The sequence below is a fragment of the Streptomyces genisteinicus genome (assembly GCF_014489615.1).
GTDB classification, from domain to species: Bacteria; Actinomycetota; Actinomycetes; order Streptomycetales; family Streptomycetaceae; genus Streptomyces; species Streptomyces genisteinicus.
In genome coordinates this window covers 5,640,890-5,660,728 of the sequence record NZ_CP060825.1, presented here as the reverse complement: position 1 = coordinate 5,660,728, position 19,839 = coordinate 5,640,890, and the positions used below count along the sequence as shown (strand labels likewise).

The 19,839-nt window shown below is 74.1% G+C and carries 14 protein-coding genes and 1 riboswitch; of the genes, 8 read left to right on the top strand and 6 right to left on the bottom strand.

Going from position 1 to position 19,839, the window contains the following annotated elements:
* Nucleotides 1–103 precede the first annotated feature (103 nt).
* The 4 genes from IAG43_RS24585 to IAG43_RS24570 all read left to right on the top strand — a co-directional run bounded on the left by IAG43_RS24585 (nucleotide 104) and on the right by IAG43_RS24570 (nucleotide 10,676).
* On the top strand, nucleotides 104–1,510 hold the full coding sequence (locus IAG43_RS24585; RefSeq protein ID WP_187742862.1) for a glycosyl hydrolase: 1,407 nt from the start codon (nucleotides 104–106) through the stop codon (nucleotides 1,508–1,510).
* A 155-nt stretch (nucleotides 1,511–1,665) separates the two neighbouring features.
* Nucleotides 1,666–4,275: a S8 family serine peptidase gene (locus IAG43_RS24580; RefSeq protein ID WP_187742861.1), complete on the top strand. Its 2,610-nt coding sequence runs from the start codon at nucleotides 1,666–1,668 to the stop codon at nucleotides 4,273–4,275.
* A 14-nt stretch (nucleotides 4,276–4,289) separates the two neighbouring features.
* Complete coding sequence (locus tag IAG43_RS24575; RefSeq protein ID WP_187742860.1) at nucleotides 4,290–7,235, top strand: FG-GAP-like repeat-containing protein; 2,946 nt, start codon at nucleotides 4,290–4,292, stop codon at nucleotides 7,233–7,235.
* An 84-nt stretch (nucleotides 7,236–7,319) separates the two neighbouring features.
* Complete coding sequence (locus tag IAG43_RS24570; protein WP_187742859.1) at nucleotides 7,320–10,676, top strand: ATP-binding protein; 3,357 nt, start codon at nucleotides 7,320–7,322, stop codon at nucleotides 10,674–10,676.
* Here the strand turns inward: IAG43_RS24570 and IAG43_RS24565 are convergent.
* From IAG43_RS24565 to IAG43_RS24545, 5 genes are all read right to left on the bottom strand, one after another.
* Entirely contained in the window at nucleotides 10,663–11,772 is a 1,110-nt protein-coding gene (locus tag IAG43_RS24565; RefSeq protein ID WP_187742858.1) for a hypothetical protein, read from the bottom strand. The two genes, IAG43_RS24570 and IAG43_RS24565, sit on opposite strands and share 14 nt — an antisense overlap.
* Before the next feature lie 160 nt (nucleotides 11,773–11,932).
* Nucleotides 11,933–12,040 (bottom strand): DUF397 domain-containing protein, encoded by a 108-nt coding sequence (locus tag IAG43_RS24560; protein WP_246574532.1) that lies wholly within the window; start codon nucleotides 12,038–12,040, stop codon nucleotides 11,933–11,935.
* A gap of 34 nt (nucleotides 12,041–12,074) precedes the next feature.
* Nucleotides 12,075–12,284: a DUF397 domain-containing protein gene (locus tag IAG43_RS24555; RefSeq protein ID WP_187742857.1), complete on the bottom strand. Its 210-nt coding sequence runs from the start codon at nucleotides 12,282–12,284 to the stop codon at nucleotides 12,075–12,077.
* Between the two features lie 34 nt (nucleotides 12,285–12,318).
* Complete coding sequence (locus IAG43_RS24550) at nucleotides 12,319–12,528, bottom strand: DUF397 domain-containing protein (protein WP_187742856.1); 210 nt, start codon at nucleotides 12,526–12,528, stop codon at nucleotides 12,319–12,321.
* Nucleotides 12,510–13,352, bottom strand: coding sequence for a helix-turn-helix domain-containing protein (locus IAG43_RS24545; RefSeq protein WP_187742855.1), 843 nt, complete (start codon nucleotides 13,350–13,352; stop codon nucleotides 12,510–12,512). The genes IAG43_RS24550 and IAG43_RS24545 overlap by 19 nt, the downstream gene beginning before the upstream one ends.
* Before the next feature lie 258 nt (nucleotides 13,353–13,610).
* On the opposite strand from IAG43_RS24545, the gene IAG43_RS24540 reads away from it, so the two are divergent.
* A complete protein-coding gene (locus IAG43_RS24540; protein WP_187742854.1) occupies nucleotides 13,611–13,871 on the top strand; it encodes a hypothetical protein in 261 nt (86 codons plus the stop codon).
* Complete coding sequence (locus IAG43_RS24535; RefSeq protein WP_187742853.1) at nucleotides 13,868–14,101, top strand: hypothetical protein; 234 nt, start codon at nucleotides 13,868–13,870, stop codon at nucleotides 14,099–14,101. The genes IAG43_RS24540 and IAG43_RS24535 overlap by 4 nt, the downstream gene beginning before the upstream one ends.
* Before the next feature lie 45 nt (nucleotides 14,102–14,146).
* Here the strand turns inward: IAG43_RS24535 and IAG43_RS24530 are convergent, their stop codons facing one another.
* A complete protein-coding gene (locus IAG43_RS24530) occupies nucleotides 14,147–15,559 on the bottom strand; it encodes a prenyltransferase/squalene oxidase repeat-containing protein (protein ID WP_187742852.1) in 1,413 nt (470 codons plus the stop codon).
* A 119-nt stretch (nucleotides 15,560–15,678) separates the two neighbouring features.
* Nucleotides 15,679–15,816, bottom strand: a riboswitch (cobalamin riboswitch).
* A 327-nt stretch (nucleotides 15,817–16,143) separates the two neighbouring features.
* Here IAG43_RS24530 and IAG43_RS24525 point away from each other — a divergent pair.
* Together IAG43_RS24525 and IAG43_RS24520 are read left to right on the top strand one after the other, a co-directional pair.
* Nucleotides 16,144–18,909, top strand: a complete 2,766-nt coding sequence (locus IAG43_RS24525) for a prenyltransferase/squalene oxidase repeat-containing protein (protein ID WP_187742851.1) — start codon at nucleotides 16,144–16,146, stop codon at nucleotides 18,907–18,909.
* A 50-nt stretch (nucleotides 18,910–18,959) separates the two neighbouring features.
* Nucleotides 18,960–19,835, top strand: coding sequence for a hypothetical protein (locus IAG43_RS24520; RefSeq protein ID WP_187744617.1), 876 nt, complete (start codon nucleotides 18,960–18,962; stop codon nucleotides 19,833–19,835).
* Nucleotides 19,836–19,839 lie beyond the last annotated feature (4 nt).

Genomic DNA, 19,839 nt, shown 5'->3' with positions numbered 1-19,839 from the left:
ACGGGAACAGCACGGGCGGCCCATCTTCGACACCGGAAGAACGAACACCGGAAGAAGACATCCCCTTCCCCCTCCCAGCGGATCACGGAAGACGGAATTCACCATGCGCCGAATCCGGCACATCCTGTTCTCCGCGTCAGCCGCCACCGCACTGGCGGCGGCGTTACTCGCCTGGCCGGCGAGTGACCACGCGCAGGCATTCCCACCCACCCCCAAGGAGAACGTCCTCAGCCATTTGCGCTCCCTTTCCGGGAATCACATCATCTCGGGCCAGCACAACAAGGAACCGGCCTCCGCGCCGGGCCAGTACACCCAGCAGGTCAAGGACGTCACCGGCCAGTACCCGGGCCTGTGGGGCGGCGACCTGATGTTCACGCCCGCCGACGTGGCGAACCGGCAGCGGGTCGTGGACCAGGCGAAGACGGAATGGGCCAACGGCTCCCTGGTCAGCCTCACCTGGCACGTCTGTCCGCCGACCGGCGGCAGCGGCTGCGCCTTCGAGGGCGGGGTGAAGTCCCGGATCACGGACGCGCAGTTCACTCAGACCGTCACCGGGGGAACGGCGCTGAACACCGCGTGGAAGCAGCGTCTCGACGAGGCCGTCCCCTATCTGCGGCAATTGAAGGACGCGGGAATACCCGTCCTCTTCCGACCGCTCCACGAAATGAACGAATCGTGGAACTGGTGGGGAAACCGCCCCGGCCCCCAAGGCAGTGCGCGGCTGTTCCAGATCACCCGTGACCATCTCGCCGGCACCCGGGGCCTGGACAATCTGATCTGGGTCTGGAACGTGCAGGACAATCCGGCAGGCGGCTGGTCGCAGTATTATCCGGGCGACCAGTACGCGGATGTCGTCTCACTCGACGTCTGGTACAAGAACCACCCCAGTTCCGCCGACTACGACCAACTGCGGAGCATCGCCGGCACCAAGCCCATGGCCCTGGCCGAGACGGGCAAGATGCCGACCGCCTCCCTGCTGGAATCGCAGCCCCGGTGGGCGTGGTTCATGATGTGGTCCGAGCATCTGCGCGGCAACAACACCAACGCCGAGATCCAGGCCGCCTACTTCCACCCCCGGGTGCTGAACCAGGGCGAGTTCGCACCTTCCGCGGCCGGCTCCACCGGCCCCGTCACGGGCCTGGCCGGCAAGTGCGTGGACGCCCGCGCCTCGGGTACGGCCAACGGCACCGTCGTACAGCTCTACGGCTGCGCACCGGGTGTGGCCCAGACCTGGTCCGTGGCGGGCGACGGCACGGTGCGCAACCCCCACGCGGGGCGCTGCCTCGACGTCGCCGGCGGTGCCACGGCCAACGGCACGGCCGTCCAGCTCTGGGACTGCAACGACACCGCGGCGCAGCAGTGGCGCCACGACACCTCCACCGGCGCGCTGCGCAACCCCGCCTCGGGGCGCTGCCTCGACGTCACCGGCAACACCTCCGCCGACGGCACCCGGCTCCAGATCTGGGACTGCACGGGCGGGGCCAACCAGCGCTGGACGCTGCCCGGCTGACCGCCGCGGCCCGCTCCGGCCGGAGGCGCCCCGGCCGGAGCGGACCCGCGGGCTGGAGGCCGGTCCGCCGGCCGCCCGCCGCGCCACCGGTAATGCCTCAGTAACGGCCGCTTCTTAGCGTGCGGGCTCCCCCAACCGTTTCCGGAGGAGCCCCGATGCACCTGCCCCGACCGCCACGGCGCAGACACGCCGCATGGGCGGCGGCCGCCCTGACCGCGACCGCGCTCGCCGCCGGCGCGCTGCCGGCCGTCGCCGCAGCCACACCGTCCGCCGAGGCCACACCCTCCGCCTTGGTCGCAGCCAAGGTCGACCCGTCGCTGCGCGGCGCGGTCGCCGAGGGCGAAGCCGCCACCTTCTTCGTCGTCCTGAAGGACCAGGCCGACCTGTCCCGCGCCCGGAAGCAGCGGACGCACGCCGCCAGGGCGAAGGCCGCATTCACCGAACTGCGCGCGAAGGCGGCGGACACCCAGGCCCCGCTGAGGTCCTTCCTCGACCGGAAGAAGGTCGGGCACCAGGACTTCTGGATCGCCAACGCCCTGCGGGTGACCGGTGACCAGAGGCTGGTGGACGAGCTCGCCGCCCGTCCGGACGTCGCTTCGGTCGTCAGGGAGCAGCACTACTCGCTCGACCCGGTCGAGACCGCAGGAGCCCAGGTCACCGCCTCCCGCGCGAAGCCCGCGGGCCCGGCGAGCGCGGCAAGCGCCGTCGACGACGGCGCCGTCCCCGAGTGGGGCGTGGCCGACATCCACGCGGACCAGGTGTGGAAGGAGTACGAGGACCGGGGCGAGGGCATCGTCGTCGCCAATATCGACTCGGGCGTGCAGTACGACCACCCCGACCTGGTCGCGAACTACCGCGGCAGCAGGGGCGACGGGTCCTTCACACACGACTACAACTTCTACGACCCGACCGGCCAGTGCGGCGCGGACGGCACCCCCTGCGACAACAACGGCCACGGCACCCACACCATGGGCACGATGGCCGGGGCGGGCGGCATCGGTGTCGCGCCGAAGGCCAAGTGGATCGCCGCCAAGGGCTGCGAGTCGGACCAGTGCTCGGACGCGTCGCTGCTCGCGGCCGGTCAGTGGATCCTCGCGCCGACCGACCGCGAGGGGCGCAACCCGCGTCCCGATCTCGCCCCGCACATCGTCAACAACTCCTGGGGCGGCGGTGTCTCGACCTTCTACCAGGACATCGTCGAGGCATGGAACGCGGCGGGCATCTTCGAGGCCTTCGCCGCGGGCAACGACGGTGACGGCAGGACGTGTTCCACGACCCGCGCCCCGGGTGCGCAGGCCCCGTCCTACGGGGTGGGGGCCTACGACGCGGCCGGCAGGATCGCCTCCTTCTCCGGATTCGGCCCCTCCCCCGTGGACGGTTCGGCGAAGCCGAACATCTCGGCCCCGGGTGTCCAGGTCCGCTCCGCGTGGCCGGGTTCGGCGTACAACACCATCAACGGCACCTCGATGGCGACGCCGCACGTCGCGGGTGCCGTGGCCCTGCTGTGGTCGGCGGCCCCGTCGCTGATCGGGAACATCGACGCGACGCGGGCACTGCTGGACGAGGGCGCCCGCGACGTCGACGACACCCGCTGCGGTGGCACGCCCGGCAGGAACCACGTGTGGGGCGAGGGCAAGCTCGACGTCCTCGCCTCGGTGGAGAAGGCCCCGCACACGGCGGCCACCGTCTCCGGAAAGGTCACCGACGGGGCGACGGGGGCGGGCCTGCCCCACATCACCGTCACGGCCACCGACGACTCCGGCACCTCCCGCACGGTCACCACCGGCGCGGACGGCTTCTACCGTCTGCCGCTGGCCCCCGGCGCGTACGCCTTCTCCTTCGGCGGTTACGGCTACGCCACCGGCACCGCGGCGGACGTCACGCTCGCCGAGAGCCAGGCGTTCACGCAGGACATCGCGCTGACCGCGGTCGCCTCGCACCGGGTCTCCGGCACCGTCCGCGACGTCACCGGCAAGGCGCTCGCCGGGGCCACGGTCGCGCTCGACGGGACACCGCTCGCGGCCGTCACCACCAACGCCAAGGGCCGGTACGTCTTCACCGCGGTGGCCGAGGGCTCCTACGGGTTCACCGTGAAGCCCACGGCCCCGGTCCTGTGCAACGGCGTCCACACCGGCACCGCCTCGGTCGGCGGTGCCGACCTGACGGAGGACGTGCGGCTGCCGAACCGCACCGACGCCGCGGGCAACTCCTGCGCCCCCGCCGCGTACCAGTGGACCGCCGGCACGAAGAAGGTCGCCCTCTCCGGTGACGAGGACGCGGCGACGATCGCGCTGCCGTTCCCGGTGAAGCACTACGGCGTCGCGTACTCCTCCGCCTCCGTCACCACCAACGGCCTGGTCGGCTTCCTCTCCCCGCGGGTCGGCGACTATGCCAACACCGCCCTGCCCGCCGCCGGGCCGAACGGGGTGAAGGGCGTCCTCGCGCCGCTGTGGGACGACCTGACGATCGACCGGAAGTCCTCGGTGCGCACCGCCACCACCGGCGTGAGGGGCAGCCGCACCTTCGCCGTCGTCTGGGACGGCGCTGCCTACGCGAACGGCGCTCCGGGCCGGTCCTCCTTCGCGGTGGTCTTCGACGAGGCCACCGGCGCCGTGACGTTCCAGTACAAGTCTGTCGCCGACAGGGGTGCGGGCGCGACCGTCGGCATCGCCGACCAGTCCGGCGCCGACGCACTCCAGTACGCGTACGACCAGCCCGTGATCGCCGACGGCAGCGCCGTCCGCTTCACGCAGGGAGCCAAGTGATGAGGAGCCATGTGATGCGAACCCCCCGCACCCGGCGGGCTCTCGGCCTCGCCTCCGGGCTGGTCGCGGCCGGACTCTGCCTGACCACCGTGCCGCAGGCCCTGGCCGCCGACGGGGCCGGCGACGCACCGGTCATGAGGCTGAGCAGCGCGGAGGCGAGGACGCTCGCCGCCAACGTGACCCTCGACCCGTACGTGGAGGCCGGGGACGCCTCCGGGACGGCCGGGGACGGCGGCTTCGCCCCGGAGCCGTCGGCCGGCGGTCCGGCCGCCGGGACGTCCGCCACCCCTGCCCCCGCCTCCGCGGACCCGTCCGCGAAGGTCACCATGACCGCCACCGCCACGCTGGAAGGCGTGCGCGGCATGGGGGCCACGGTGCCGGCCGGGAGGAAGGGCGAGTACTTCACCGTCCACAGCATGGGCAACGTGCAGCGCCACGCGGCCGACGGCAGCGAGGTCTGGGCGCGCACCGCCTCGTCGTACTACGCGGACTGGCAGGTGAAGCCGCTCCAGGCGTGGCGGGCCGAACCGTACCCGCCGCAGGTCCTGATGGGCTACAACGCGGTCTCGCCGTTCTCGCCGACGTCCGACTCGGGCTTCTCGGCCGGTGACCTGACCGGCGACGGCGTCCCGGATCTGGTCTTCTCGGCGCTGGTCGGCGCGACCCCGTACCCGCGCGCCTTCACCTCGCCGGGATCGGACCTGTCCTCCGGCACCTTCGTGACCGTCCTCGACGGCCGCAGCGGCGCCACCGTCTGGTCGAAGCTGTACAACCGCGCCTCGCTGGTGAAGATCGTCGACGGCACCCTGCTGATCGCCGACGCGCCCCGGATGAGCGGCGACGCGAAGGTCCCGGCCGACGCCACGGCCACGCTGACGGGCATCCGCTTCACCGCCTCCGGCGGGAAGCTGGTCCCCGCGACGGCATGGACCCATGACACCGGGGAGTCCCGGTACGCGAACTGGGGCGACATCCAGGACCTCGGCAGGGGCCGGGTAGCCGTCTCGTGGAACCTCGCCAAGGGCGACGGGATCGCCCCGCGCGGCCGCACACTGGTGCTCTCCACCGCCGACGGCTCGGCCCTCTGGCAGACCGACAGCCTGCTCCACAGCCGCAAGCTGCGGGTGGACGCCGGCCGGAAGCGGATCGTCGCACTGGAGCAGGCGGACAGCACGGACGCGGTGCGCTACGAGATCGCCGCCTACGACCTGCGGACCGGTCACCGCGCCACCCTGGACGGCCGCGACAACGTGGTGCCCACGGCGCTCACGGTCGGCGACCTCGGTGCGAAGGCGGGCGAGGAGTACGCCGTCGCGGAGTCCTCGCTCGACGCCTACTTCTCCGTGCACGCGAGCACCGTGCGCGTCGTCGACGGCGCCGACCCGGGCAGGCTCCTGTGGTCGGACACGATCAAGCGTGACCCCGCCAACGGGCACAACGCGCCCAGCGTCTGGGGCCTGGGCGTCGTGGACGGTTCGCTCGTCGCCTCCGCGCAGGACGACCGCGCAATCGACGAACCGGAGAACCGCGGCGGGCAGCGCTACGCCTCGCTGACCGTGTTCTCCGGCAAGGGCGCCGTCCGCTGGCGGCAGAAGGGCGTCACCGCCGCACCCATGTACCAGGACCTGTACACCGACGCCCGGGGCGCGCAGGTCCGCGTGATCGACCAGTCGCAGAACGTCCGCACCTGGAAGGTGGGCAACGGCAGGGCCGGAACGGTCACCCCGCTGCAGGCCGACATCGCGTACGCGCAGAGCGCGGACCTGAACCGGGACGGCAGGGACGACCTGGTCATGGGCGGTTCGTCGAACGGCGTGTGGGCGTACTCGGGCCCGTCGCTGACCGGCGGCGGCAAGCCCGAGAAGCTGTGGCGGGCCACCGTCCCCGGATCGGTGCACGACATCAGGACCGGCGACGTGGACGGCGACGGGAGGACGGAGATCGTCGTCGCCGCCGACACCGCGACCGTCGTGCTCGACGGCAGGACCGGCCGGACCCTCGCGACCATCGACGGCGGCGGCCAGTTCGTCCGCACGGCCCGGCTCGCCGACCTCGACGGCGACGGGGCGCAGGACATCCTCGTCCCGACCGACGCGCTGCGGGCCTACCGCGGCGACGGCGGCGCCCTGTGGACGTACAGCGCGCCGAAGAGCGCCGGCGAGGTGCGGTTCGCCGACCCGTCGGTGAACGGCGGCCGGGTGTACGCCTCCTACGCGGGCCTGAACGCGTTCGACGTGGCGACCCCCGCGACCGGCGCGGTCGCGCTGAACGCCCGTACCGGCAAGGCCCGGTGGTCCGCCGTGCCGAAGGCGCCCGCGGACGCCGTGGACGGCATCCGCACGGTCGTCCCCAACGAGGGCGTGTTCGCCTCGGGCGACATCCCGTACGCCGACGGCCACGCCGTCGTGTACACGTGGGCGGTCGAGGCGCCCTACGACTTCAACCGGCAGCTCACCGGTCCGCAGAACCTCTTCGAGATCCGCGACGGCCGCTCCGGCGAGGTGCTGAAGTCCTGGACCAGCGGCGGCCTGTGGACGCACAACAGCTACTTCGCCCGGGACGGGGTGCTGTACCAGGGCGGCACGGCGTCGTTCCGGCGCTTCGGGGCCGACGGCGCGTTCACCGCCCAGGGCGTCAGCCCCCAGTCGTACGGGGGCGGCTTCCTGACCGGGCCCGGCGGACGGGCGCTGCTGGTGGCCGGCGCCGAAGGCGGGCTGTTCCTCTGGGACCCGAGCATCCTCGACTCCGAGGACAGCTGGGCGCCGTCGGTCGGATCCGCCGGCAGCATGATGGGCGCCCGCAACTGGTTCGCGGGCGACCTCGACGGGGACGGCGTCGACGAGGTGCTGTCGCTGAACGGCGACGACTCCGGCAGGGACCGCACCGTCGGCATGTTCGGCGGCGGGTACTACCTGTCCGACAACGGCATCCACCAGGTCACCGCGTACAAGCTGTCGTGACCGGCTGACGCCCCGGCCCGCCGCGGCCTCCCCGGGCATCCGCCCCGGGGAGGCCGCGGCGCGCTCGGTTACAGTGACGCCCTCATGGACCCACGGCAGAGGAACCGCACGGATTCGGCCACTCCACGCCTGCGTCTGCACCTTTTCGGCGGGTTCACGGCGACGCGCGACGGCGGGCCCGCACCCGCCGCGCGCTGGACCAGGCCCAGCGCGCAGACGCTGGTGAAACTCCTGGCCGTGGTGCCGGAACACCGCATCCACCGCGAGCAGGCCATGGACATCTGCTGGCCGCATGCGGACCGGCAGTCCGCGACCGGCAGTCTGCGCGTCGCCCTGCACGCCGCGCGACGCGCCCTCGAACCGGAACTCGCGCCCCGTGCGGCCTCCTCGTACCTGATATCGGACGGCGCCCTGCTGCGCCTCGATCCGGCCACGGTGGTGATCGACACCGACGAGGCGGAGGCGGCGGCGCGCAGCGCGCTGGACGCCCGTGAACCGGAGGCGCTGTCGGCCGCGCTGGCGCTCTTCACCGGCGAGCTGCTGCCCGAGGACCGCTACGCCGACTGGGCCCGGACCCGGCGGGAGCGGCTGACCGCCCTGCGCCAGGAGGTGCTGCTCGCGCTCGCCGCCGCCCACCTGGCCCAGGGCTCCCCCGCCGAGGCGGCGGGCGCCGCGGAACGGCTGCTGGCCGCCGGACCGGCGGACGAGGCGGCCCACCGGATCCTGATGGAGTCGTATCTGCGCCGCGGGCTGCGGCGGCTCGCGGTGCGCCAGTACCACGCGTGCCGCGACGCCCTCGACGCCGAACTCGGCGTACGGCCCGGTCCGGAGACGGAACGGCTGCACCGGCTCGCGCTGACGGACTCCCCCGCGCCCGTACTCTCCCCGCCGTCGCTGCCGGGCCCGCTGCGCGGCCCTGCGGACGGAGCCCTGCACGGACGTGACAACGTTATCCGGCGGCTGCTGGCGGCCGGGGGGCCACCGGTCGTCCTGCTCACCGGTGAGGCGGGGGTCGGCAAGACGAGCCTGGCCCGGGAGGCCGCCCGGCGCGCCGCCGGAGAAGGCAGCGCCGTGCTCTGGGGCGGTGGACACGACGCCGAGGGGCACACGCCCTACGGTGCGTTCGCGGAGGCCCTCGACGGATGGCTCGCCGGGTGGGGGGCCGGGGAGCGGGCCCGGGTGGGCTCCGAGTACCCCGAACTGGCCGCGTTCCTGCCGGCGCTGGGAGGCGTCGGGGGTGACGGCGAGCGCAGCCCGGAGGAGGAGCGGGACCGCCTGTTCCGGGCCGCGTCCGGACTGCTCGGCGCACTCGCGGCGGCCCGGCCGGTCCTGGTCGTCCTCGACGATCTGCACGCGGCGGACGAGGGTTCCTGGCAGCTCCTGAGCCACCTGGCCCGGCGGGCCGCCGACGACGGCACAGCGCTGCGATTCCTGGTCACGTACCGGGAGGAGGAGGTTCCGGAGGGCGACGCGCGCCGGTCGGCGCTGACGGCGCTGCGCAGGGCCCGGCTCTGCGTGCGCGAAGTCGTGGAACGGCTCGGCCGGGCCGCGTGTCTGGCGGTGGCACGGGACGCAGGCGCACCGCCGGAGCGCTGGGACCGGGTTTTCGAACTCTCGCTCGGAAACCCGCTGTTCGCCCGCGAACTGGCCCGCGGCCCCGTCGGCGAGGAGGCTCCGGACGGCGTGCGGCAGTTGGTGGGCGACCGGCTCGGACGGCTGAGCGGCGACACCCGGCGAGTGGTCGAGGCGCTCGCGGTGGCGGGCGGCGAGACGGCGCTCTCGGAGCTCCTCGACATCACCGCGCACGGACTGCGGCCCCCTGTCGACGGCGACGCCGCGGCGGACGCGCTGGAGGAGGCCATCCGAGCCGCCCTCGTCGAGGAACGGAGCGTCGTGGTGGCCGGGCGGACCGAGCCGGGGCTGGCCTTCCGGCACCCGCTGGTCCGCCTCACCTGCTACGAGCGGCTGACCGCGGTGCGGCGCCGGCAGCTGCACGCGGCGTTCGCCCAGGCCGTGCTCCGCCGCAGGCCCGACGCAGTCGACACGCTCGCCTCGCACTTCGCGCGGGCCGACGACCCGCGTGCCGCCGCGTACCTGCGGCGGGCGGCCGAGCGGGCGGCGGCCGTGTACGCGAACGACGCCGCCGACCGCTACTACCGCGACCTGGTGGCCCGCCTCGACGTGGACGCCGCGCGGGCCCGGCTCGCGCACGCCCAGGTGCTGCGCCGCATGGGCCACTTCGGCGAGGCCGCCGGCGTCCTGCGGCGGGCGCTTGCCGAGTTCGAGCGGCGCGGCGACCGTGACGAGACCGTCCTCGCCGCGGCCCGGCTGGCGGAGACCCTGGTGAAGGCGGAGAGCCCGGCGGCGGCCCGCTCCGTGCTGCGGGCCCATCCGCCCGCGGCGGACACCGGACCGGAACCGACCGCCTCCCACTTCATCGCCCTGGGAGTCGCCCTCGGGGTGGAGGGCCGGTACCTCGACGGGTACGCGGCGTCACGCGAAGCCCTCTCCGCGGCGCTGCGCGTGCCCGGGGTCGCCGGTCAGGGTCTGCTGGCCCGCAGCCACGCGGGGCAGGCCACCAGCCTCGCGCTGGCGGGCCGCTTCCGCGAGGCCCGTGAGGCCGCCGCCCGGGCCCTGGCGCCCGCGGAGGCGTACGGCGACTCCGCGCTCCTCGGCTCGGTGCTCTCCGTCCTGCGGGAGAACGCGCGCCGGGAGGGGCGGCTCCACGAGGCCGTCGCCACCGGCCGCCGGGCGCTGGGGCTCGCCGAGGAGTCCGGCGACCCGACGGCGGCCGCCTTCGAACGTGCCAACCTCGCCGAACTGCTCCTGCTGCTCGGCGATGCGCAGACAGCCCGCGAGGTCGCGGAGGCCGCCGTCGCGGGGGCGGGGGCCGAGGCGGCGGGGACGGGGGCCGAGGCGGCGTGGTCGCTGCCGTACGCGCTGGCCGCCCGGGCACGGGTGCTGATGCGGACCGGCGAACCCGGGCGGGCGGCCACACTGCTGGACCGGGCGGACCGTTCGGCCGGCGTGGACCGGCAGGCCCGTTTCGAGGTGCGCACCGCGCGGGCCGAACTGGCCCTGCGCACAGGCCGTCCCGAGACGGCACGGAAGCTGCTGCCCGACGGGGAGGCTCCGGTCCTCACCGCGTGGGCCCGCCTCCTCGCAGGGGAGCCGGACCGGGCGCGGGTGCTCGCCGCCGCCGAGATCGAGCGCGCCCGCGGCACCGGGGAACGGCTCGCCGAGGTGGAAGCGGGCGTGGTGCACGCGGCGTCCCTGGGCGGGAGCGCGGGTCGCCGCGCGCTGGACGAGGTGGAACGGCTGGCCCGTGCGCTGCCGTACCCGGCGGGTCTCGCCCGGATCGCCGCCGCCCGGGCGCCGGGGAGCATCCACCGGGCGCCCGGTCGCGCCCCCGGCACGGGGGACGCCGTCACTGGAAGCTGAGGCGGTGCGGCACGTCCGGGTCGGCCGGGCAGGTGTGGACGCGCATCAGGCCGCGCCCGAGGTAGACCCCGACGGGGTCGATCGCCGCCCGGTCGTCCTCCCGGTCCTCGACCGGCAGCCAGCTGCGGGACGCGCCGTCGCACTCCACCGTCGCCACGGTCAGCAGCGGCGGCATCGGGGCGCCGCAGCGGGGGCAGTCGACGGGCGCCGGGTCGGTGAGGTGCCAGGACGCGAAGCCGCCGGCCTTCCAGCCGGGGGCGATGGAGAGGTCGCTCATGTAGTCGACCTCGTCGGGCTCCGCGGCGCGGGCGGCGGCCATCGCCGCTGCGTACTCCTCGTAGGTGGCGTAGCTCGCCGGGGCCGGACCGCCCCCGGCGTCGCACCCGTCGTCGTCCCCGTCCCCGTCCTCGTCATCGTCGTCGTCGTCGTCGAGGAGACCCTCCTCCCAGTCCGCGATCCGCTCCCGGAGGTCCTCGTCCAGCAGGCCGAGGTACTCGTGCTCCACGACCTGCTCGGGGTGGAGGACGCAGGAGGTCGGCACGCACTCCTCACGGCCGGCGACGGGTGGTTCGGGCTGGTCGGCGAGGACGGCGCCGACGTCGGCGGACCGGCGCCAGCGCAGGATCACGTCGATGGTGCGGTCCGGGCCGTGCACCTCGAAGGGGCACCAGAACACCTGGAGCAGGTCGCATCCCTCGGGCGCGGCGAGATCGGGCACGTCCCGTGTCCACAGCTGGGCCACGGCCAGCAGCGGCAGCGGGTCGGACTCGCCCACTCGGGGGGCGTGCGGTCCGCGCGTCATGCCGTCGAGCACGCGCCGCTCCTCCTCGGTGACGTCACGACCCCTCGCCCCGGCCAGGATGCGCCGCCGTTCCCGGACGTCGGCAAGGCGGTGACCGATGTCCTTGGGATGGACGGCGGTACAGACCGGCCAGGGTTCGTCCGCGGGCCACAGCAGGGGCCCGGCCACCGAACTCTCCTCCGCCTTCGGCACACCCGGGCGCGGGTGCAGCCGGGTCGCCGTCCGCCGGTGGGCGGCGAGTTCGGGAAAGACCGCCTCGACGTCGACGGGGCGCGGGGGCGTGGTGCGGGTCATGAGGTCCTCCAAGGCGGTTCGGCACCCGCCGGCAGGCCGCCCGCGCCCGGTAGGAGATGCGGGTGAGGCGGCGGACACGGTCGTTGCGGGGGCGACGGTCCGGCCGCGTCCGGGGACGCGAACGTCCGGCCGCCTCATCGGGCGGCCGGACCCGCGGTGGTCACCGTGCGGTGACGGCGCCGTCGTCGAACTCGACCGACTCGCCGCCATCGGAGTTGCTGCAGCTGCTCTTGCGCCAGGTCGCGGCGCTCAGGTCGACCGATCGCACGGCGTCCCCTCCTCCGCACCGGACCCGCGACCCGTCAGACACCCAACCGCCCCACCCGCACCGCGCAGACGAAACGCACCCACCCCACCGCCGGAAACACAAGCACCGGGCCATGCGACGCCTTGCTGTCACGCACCGGGACAAAGCCGGGGAAGTCGTCGCTGACCTCGACGCACGCCCCACCGTCCTGGTTGCTACGACTGCTCTTGCGCCACGTCGCGGCGCTCAGGTCGACCGATCGCACGGCGTCCCCTCCTCCGCACCGGACCCGCCACCCGTCAGACACCCAACCGCCCCACCCGCACCGCGCAGACGAAACGCACCCACCCCACCGCCGGAAACACAAGCACCGGGCCATGCGACGCCTTGCTGTCACGCACCGGGACAAAGCCGGGGAAGTCGTCGCTGACCTCGACGCACTGACCGCCGTCGGAGTTGCTGTAGCTGCTCGTGCGCCACGTCGCGGCGCTCAGGTCGATCGATCGCACAGGGCTTCCTCCAACACCTGCTGGATGTACCTCCGCGACTCGGCGGGAGCCAAGGCCACGTCGCGCACCGCATCGTACATTTGCTGGAGTCGTTCCACCTGTTCGGCTTCCTCGATGAGTTCGCCCCGGCTCGCGCTCTCCACGTAGGCCACTGCACGGCCCCCCGGTAGCCGCAGGAACATCACATCGGTGTGCGACAGGCTGTGCGGGCCGGCTCGGTGCGGCAGGACCTGAATCGCGACCATGCGGCGCTCCGACATCACCAGCAGGTGTCTCAACTGCTCTTGCCACGCGTCCATATCGTCGAGAGGGGTCCGCAGCACGGTCTCGGACAGGATCGTCCGGAAGTGCGGTGCCCCTTCGCCCTCCAGCACATCCCTGCGCGTCAGCCGGGCTGTGACCTGCTGTTCCAGTTCCCCGCCCACCAGCCGCCCCGCTGCCAGAACCTCCCGGGCATACCCGGGAGTCTGCAACAACCCTGGCGGCACGCCGACCGCGAAGTGCCACAGGCTCACCGCCTGCGCCTCCAGCGCCATGTACCGGCGGTACCGCTCCTTGAACTGCGACTTGTCCCCCGCCGCCAGCTCCCACAGCGCCAGCAGCAACCCCGGTGTGCCGTAGTGGGTGTCCAGAGCCTGGACGACCTCCGGACTGCCGAGCGTCTCGCCCTTCTCCATCTTGCCGAACAACGACCAGTCCCAGCCCAGGCGTTCGCCCAGCGCCCGCAGGCTGGTCCCGCTGCCCGTGCGCAGCGTCCGCAGCTCCTCGGCGAAGCGCTGCCGGGGCTCCTGGCTCCGGCCGGTGACGACGCGTCGCTGCGGCATACCGATTCCTCCGGGACGGTGGAGTGTGACGTGTCCGACACGCAGCGTAGTCCACCGTGGCGGACCGGCCCGGGGGCCGCTGTGGAAGGTGTGGAACGACGACGCGGCACGAGGAGCCACCGTCCGGTCCACGGCCTGCCCGCGCCCGACCGGGGTCATCCTCCTGAACACAGGCGCCGCACGGCGCAGTTCGCACGGCGCGGCGCGGGTCACGCGGCCCGCAGGTCCGCGCCCGCAACCCCCACGAGGACGACGCCCATGCCCTTCGCAGCCCCTCCGCCCTCCCCCTCCCCTTCCCCCGCGGCCAAGCTCCGGGAGGCGCACGAGGCCCGGGACGCGCTCGCCGCAGCGCTCACGCGGGCCGGTGTGCAACTGCCTGCGATGGACGTCCGCACCCCCTGGGCCGACGACCGCGCGGACGACCCCCGCTATGCGCTCGTGCACCTCGGCGCGTGCTCCGCGCCCGTGGCCCGGCTGCTCGCCGAGGTGATCGCCCGGGGAACGGGGGCAGAAGCGTGAGCGACGACGCGGCGCCCGCTGTCGGGGACGCCGTCCTCGACGCGGCCGGTGGACGCGCCGGCCGGGTCACGTCCTCCGACGGCCTCCGCGTCCGCCTGCGGCCCCTCGGCGGGGGCGCGGAGTGGGAGGCCGCCCCGTCCGGCGTCCGGCGGCTCGGCCAGGGCGAACTGCTGCGCGCACTCGTCCGCGAGGCCAACGCCCGCAGCAGGCAGGCCGGCCCCGGCAGGTGAGAGGGGCGACGGGCGGGGGGCCCGCGAAGGGCCCCCGCCCGTGGCTCAGGCGCCCCAGCGCAGGGCGATGGTGTCGCCCACGGTGATCACCTTCTCGCGCAGCGCCCCGGCGAAGGACGAGCCGTCCACGCTCACCTTCCAGGTGTGGGAGCCGCTGTTCGCCTTGCCGTTGACCGCCGTGATCGTGCCCGTGCCCGAGGAGGGCGTCACGCTCGTGACGCAGCCGGACGGGGTCGCGGAGGTGGTGGCCGCGGCGAGCACCGCGCCGAGGGTGGTGGTCGTGCCGGTGGGGGTGAAGGACACCGAGCAGACCTTGAGGCCGCCCGCTCCGTCGTCGACGGTCAGCGCGAGCTTCGTGGCCGTGCCGGCGGTGAAGGACGGCTGGGCGACCCACTGCAGGGCGCCCGGGGTGACGGGGACGGGCGGGGCGGAGGTGAAGCCGCCGCCCGCGACCGCGCGGAGCGCGTCGATCGAGGAGTAGGCGGACGGCGAGGTGTCGGACGGCTTGTACTTGAAGCCGCCCGCCGGGTTGTACTGGTTGGCGATGAGGAAGTCGATCGGCGTCTTGCCGTTGACGGTCAGGAAGTCGCCGGTCTGCGGGTTGATCCCGCAGGCGTTCAGGCCGGACACGCCCCAGCCGTTGGAGCTGGTGTTGACGCCGTAGAGGGAGTTGAAGGCGCCGGTCGTCGCGACCAGCTTGCCCTTGAGGAAGTTCTTCGCCTGCACGACGTCCGGGTCGGTGTTCGGCACCCCCGAGACGCAGAGCGCGGCCATCGCGGCGCCCGTCATGTCGACGTCGCTCGGGGTGTTGAGGGCCGCGGAGTCGCCCTCGGCCTTGCTGTACGTCCAGCCGCCGTCCACGTGCTGGTTCGCGCGGAGCCGGGTGACGATCCGGTCCGTCAGGGCCTGCGGCACACGGACGCCGCCCGCCTGGGTCTTCGCCCCGCCGAGAGCGAGCGCGGCGAAGACGGTGCCGTTGAAGTTGGCGGAGGCGCCGAAGTACCCGGCCTCCGCGGTCTGCCAGTAGGAGTAGACGTCGGCGACGAGGTTGCGGGAGGCCGACACCCGGGCCGGGTCGATACCCGCCGCGTAGGCGTTGAGCACGCCTCTCTCGTAGTCGGTGACCACCGGCGCGGCGGAGGGCCAGGAGCCCGTGGAGATCAGGTTCCGGTAGACGGTGCGCGCGTTCTTGGTCGTGTCGCCGCCGGGCGCGACGTCGACGACGGCCGTCCCGGCGGCGGCGAAGGCGCTGAACGCCCACTCGTTCGACAGGCCGGAACCGGCGTACGAACCGTCGGCGGCCTGGAGCGTCTTGAGGTAGGCGACGCCGTTCGTCTTCGACGTGGCGATCTGCGCGGGAGTGGAGGTCGCGAAGGCGGGCAGCGCGGTCAGCGCGAACGCGCCGAGGACCGCGGGGACGGCGAGGGCGAGGCGGCGGGAGGGACGGAGAAGGGGCATCGACTGCTCCTGAAGTCGGCGGACACCGACTGCTCCCGGCGCGTGCCGGCCCTCGCCGGGTGCGGCGTGCGGGCGGTCGCGGCGGGGCAGCCGTCGCCCGGAACGCGTGGGTACGGCTTCGTGTACTGCGTCGCCGGATGGGCATTCGGGCTCGGAAGCGGCCCCCGCCGTCCCATACCGCTGCGCGTCAGCTCCGGCCTCGCACCGGATTCCCCCATATGGCAGTCCAGGACGGTACCCGAGGGGCCCCGGCTCCGCCAGCGTGCGGCGAGGGGACGGGCCGCCGGACACCTCCCGGGGAATCCGCCGACGCGGCAGCCGTCTTGACGGTTCGCCCGGATCGGTGTTCCATTCCGCCTGATACGCACTCAGCTCCAGGGGAAGCCGGTCGAATTCCGGCGCTGACCCGCAACCGTAGACCCGGAACGTCCCGGGTGAGCCGGAATGCCTGGAGCAAGGAAGAGAACCACGAACAGACGCCGTCGCGGACTACGGCGTGGTCGTCCCAGCCTGCTCTCGGTATGTCGTCACGGGGCGGGCTCAGCGCCACGTGTGCCCCGCCCGGCAGAGACGAGGGGGCCGCGGTGGGGACCGATCAGGGGAAGAGACGCCGCATACGCACGGGCCGGCGGATGCTGTCGCTGCTCACCGCCGGCCTGCTGTCCCTCGGCGCGGGGGTGGGCTTCCTCACAGCCGCCTCCCCGGCGACCGCCGACCCCGTCGACCAGTGCACGGCCACCACCGGCGCCGTCGTCGCCGTGGACTTCGGCCCCTTCGGCGGAGGTGTGGTGCGCGGCTGCGACACCACCCCGACGACCGGCTACGAGCTGCTGCACGAGGGCGGCTTCACCACCCACGGGACCGTGCACGACGGTGACGGGTTCATCTGCCGCATCGGCAACGGCGCGTTCAACAGCGGTACGCAGTACCCGACTCCGGACAAGGAGGCGTGCGTCCTGACGCCGCCGGCCACCGCGTACTGGTCGTACTGGATCGCCTCGCCCGGACAGAAGAACTGGACCTACAGCCCGCTCGGCGCCATGTCCCGCACCCCGAAGCCGGGCGACGTGGACGCCTGGGTCTTCGGCGGCACCGACATCGGCGGCACCACCGGCAAGCCGGCCTTCACGCCCGACGACGTGCGCGCCGGCGGCGGCAGCCCGTCGCCGGACCCGAGCGATCCGACGGGGCCGCCGACCGTGCCCCCGGGCTCGGTCGACACGGCCGCCACGACCCGCTGGCTGACCGGACAGCTGACCGACGGGGAACGGGTCGTCGACGAGGGTTCCACGACCCCGAACCACGTGCTGACCACCGAGATCGTCTACGCGCTCGCCGCCGCGGACCGCAAGAGCGCGGCGGCCCGCAAGGCGGCCGACTTCCTCGCCACGCCCGCGCAGACGGACGCCTACGCCTACCCGGCCGGGAAGGACGGCATCCCCGACGCGGGAGCCGCCGCCCGGCTGGCGCTCGTCGCCCTGGCCACCGGAAAGGACCCGCGCGCCTTCGGCGGCCACGACCTGCTCGGCGACCTGGTGACGTACGTCTGCCCGCGCGACACCGGCGACGGCGAGACTGTCGAAGGGTGCCTGACGAAGGGCGACTTCCGCACCACCGGGCAGGCCGACGCGCAGGCCATGGCCGTCATCGCCCTGCTGAACGGCGGGGTGACGCCTCCCGCCCACGCGGTGTCCCGGCTCACCGGCCTCCAGTGCGAGGACGGCGGCTTCACCGGCATCCTGATCCGGGCCGGCGAGTGGTGCGACAGCGACGCCTCCTCCACCGGGCTGATCACGCTCGCCCTGAAGCGGGCGGGCGGCCACGAGGAGGCCGTCGGACGGGCGCGCGCCTACCTGAAGAAGTCCCAGCTGGCGGACGGCTCCTGGCCTTCGGCCTCCTACATGACGACCGGCGCCCCCGGATCCACGGGGTGGGCGGCGCAGGCGCTGCGCGCGCTCGGCGACGCCGGGCACGCCGACGCCGGCGTGTCCTGGCTCTCCCGGCAGCAACTCCCGCAGGGCGGCTTCGGCTTCGAGGCGGGCGAGAGCGACCCGAGGGTCTACGCCACGACGCCGGTCGCCGTCGCCGGTGCGAAGAGCGACCTCGTCGCCCTGACCACCAAGCGCACCGACCCGCCGACCACACCCCCGATCACCCCGCCGGCCGGTGCCGGGCCCGACCTGAAGAAGGGCACCGCCTACCTCACCGACACCGAGCACCTGATCCGGGGCCGGTACTACGAGAACGCCCCCGCCAGCGGCTTCGCCGACTACGGCCTCACCATCGACGGCGCGTTCGCGCTCGCCGCCACCGGGCACGACAACGCCACCCTGCGCAACATCGTCGACTTCCTCGACAAGGGCGGCAAGGACGGCACGGGCCGCGGCATCCACGACTGGACCAAGATCGGCACCGAGTACGCGGGCGGCGGCTTCATCGGCAAGACCGCCCTGCTCGCCGAGGTCGTCGGCCGGGACCCGCGGGACTTCGGCGGCAAGGACCTGATCGGCGCGCTCGCCGGGACCGTCTGCCCGGAGAAGTCCGCCACCCCGCGCCCCTGCGCGGCCAAGGGCAACTACCGGTACGCCACCTCCGTGTTCTCGCAGTCCCTCGGCGTCATGGCCCAGCTCAGGGCCGGTGAGACGGCGGCGGCGAAGGAGCCGGTCGCCTATCTGAAGAGCCTCCAGGAACCCTCCGGCGCCTGGCCGAGCCTGATCGGCGAGCCGAGCGGCACCGAGGTGGACTCGACCGCCATGGCCGCGATGGCGCTCGACCTGCTGCCGGACGCCGAGTCGCAGGCCGCCGTGGACAAGGCGCTGGTGTGGCTGGCCGGACAGCAGCTCCCGGACGGCGGCTTCCCCGGCGCTTCGGGCAACTCGGTGAACTCCGCGGCGCTCGCCGTCCAGGGCCTGTCGCTGGACGCGCCGCGGTACGGGGAGGGCATCGCCGACGCCCTCGCGTTCCTCGCCTCCCAGCAGAACGCCGACGGCGGCTTCAACGTGGGGAAGGGCGGGCAGCCCGGTTCCGACGTGCGCGCCTCCGCGCAGGCCGTCGGGGGTGCCACCGGCATCTCGTTCGGCACCCTGGCCCGCAGTCTCGACGGGACCACGCCGCAGCCCGTCCCCAGCGCCTCGCCGGGGCCCTCCGGCCCGCCCTCGCCGCCGGTCATCGTCACCCCGGGTGAGGACACCGGCGGCACGGGCGGCACCGGCGGCGGAGCGGGCGGCGGACTCGCCTCCACCGGCACCGGCGCCGGCCTCCTCGCCGCGGCGGCCGCCGCCCTGGTCGCCGGAGGCTGGGCCGTGACCCGCGCGGCACGCCGCCGGCGCGAGGCGGGGGGCACGGCGTGAGCGGCCCGAACCTGCCGAAGGCCCTGGGCCGCACGGCGGCCGCGCTGGGGATGACGGTGGCGGCCTTCGCCGCCACCACGTCCCCGGCCGGCGCCGCACCGCAGCCGATCGGCCAGTGCACCACGTCCTCCGGAGTCGTCCTCGCCGTCGACTTCAGCCACTGGGGCGGACCCGTCTACCGCTCTTGCGGCACCACGCCCACGACCGGCTACGAACTGCTCAACCAGGGCGGCTGGCGCACCACCGGCACCGGCCACGACGGGCCCGCCTTCATCTGCCGGATCGGCTACAGCGGCCACCAGGGCGGCCGGCAGTACCCGACATCCCGGCAGGACGACTGCGTCCTCACCCCGCCCGCGTCCGCGTACTGGTCGTACTGGCACGCCGATCCGGGAGAGAACACCTGGGAGTACAGCCAGCTCGGCGCCATGCTCTACAAGCCGAAGCCCGGCAGCGTCGACCTGTGGATCTTCGGCGGCACCAATATCGAGGGGACGGAGGGACGGCCCACCGTCACCCCCGACCAGCTGCGGGCGAAGAACACCCGCCCGACGGGGCCGAAGCCCACCGCCTCGGACACCCGCACCGCCGATCCGCTCCCGCCGGGCACCGGCACCGGACCCGCGCCGGAGAATCCGCCCCCTGGGGATCCGCCCGCCGCGAAGAGCCCGGCTCCGAGCGCGACGGCGCCCAGCGCCTCCGCCTCGGCGTCCGCCTCCGCGAGCCCCTCGGCGAGTCCCTCGCCGACGGCCACGGACTCCGCGGTGGCCGGTGGGTCGCCCGCCCCGAAGGTCGTCGACGCGGCACCGGCAGCGGACGCCCCGCACGACGCGGGCTCCTTCCTGCCCGTCGTCGCGACGGTGCTCCTGGTGGCGATGATCGGCGGCGCGGGCTGGTACGCGGCCAGACGCCGCCCGACGGAGTAGCCGC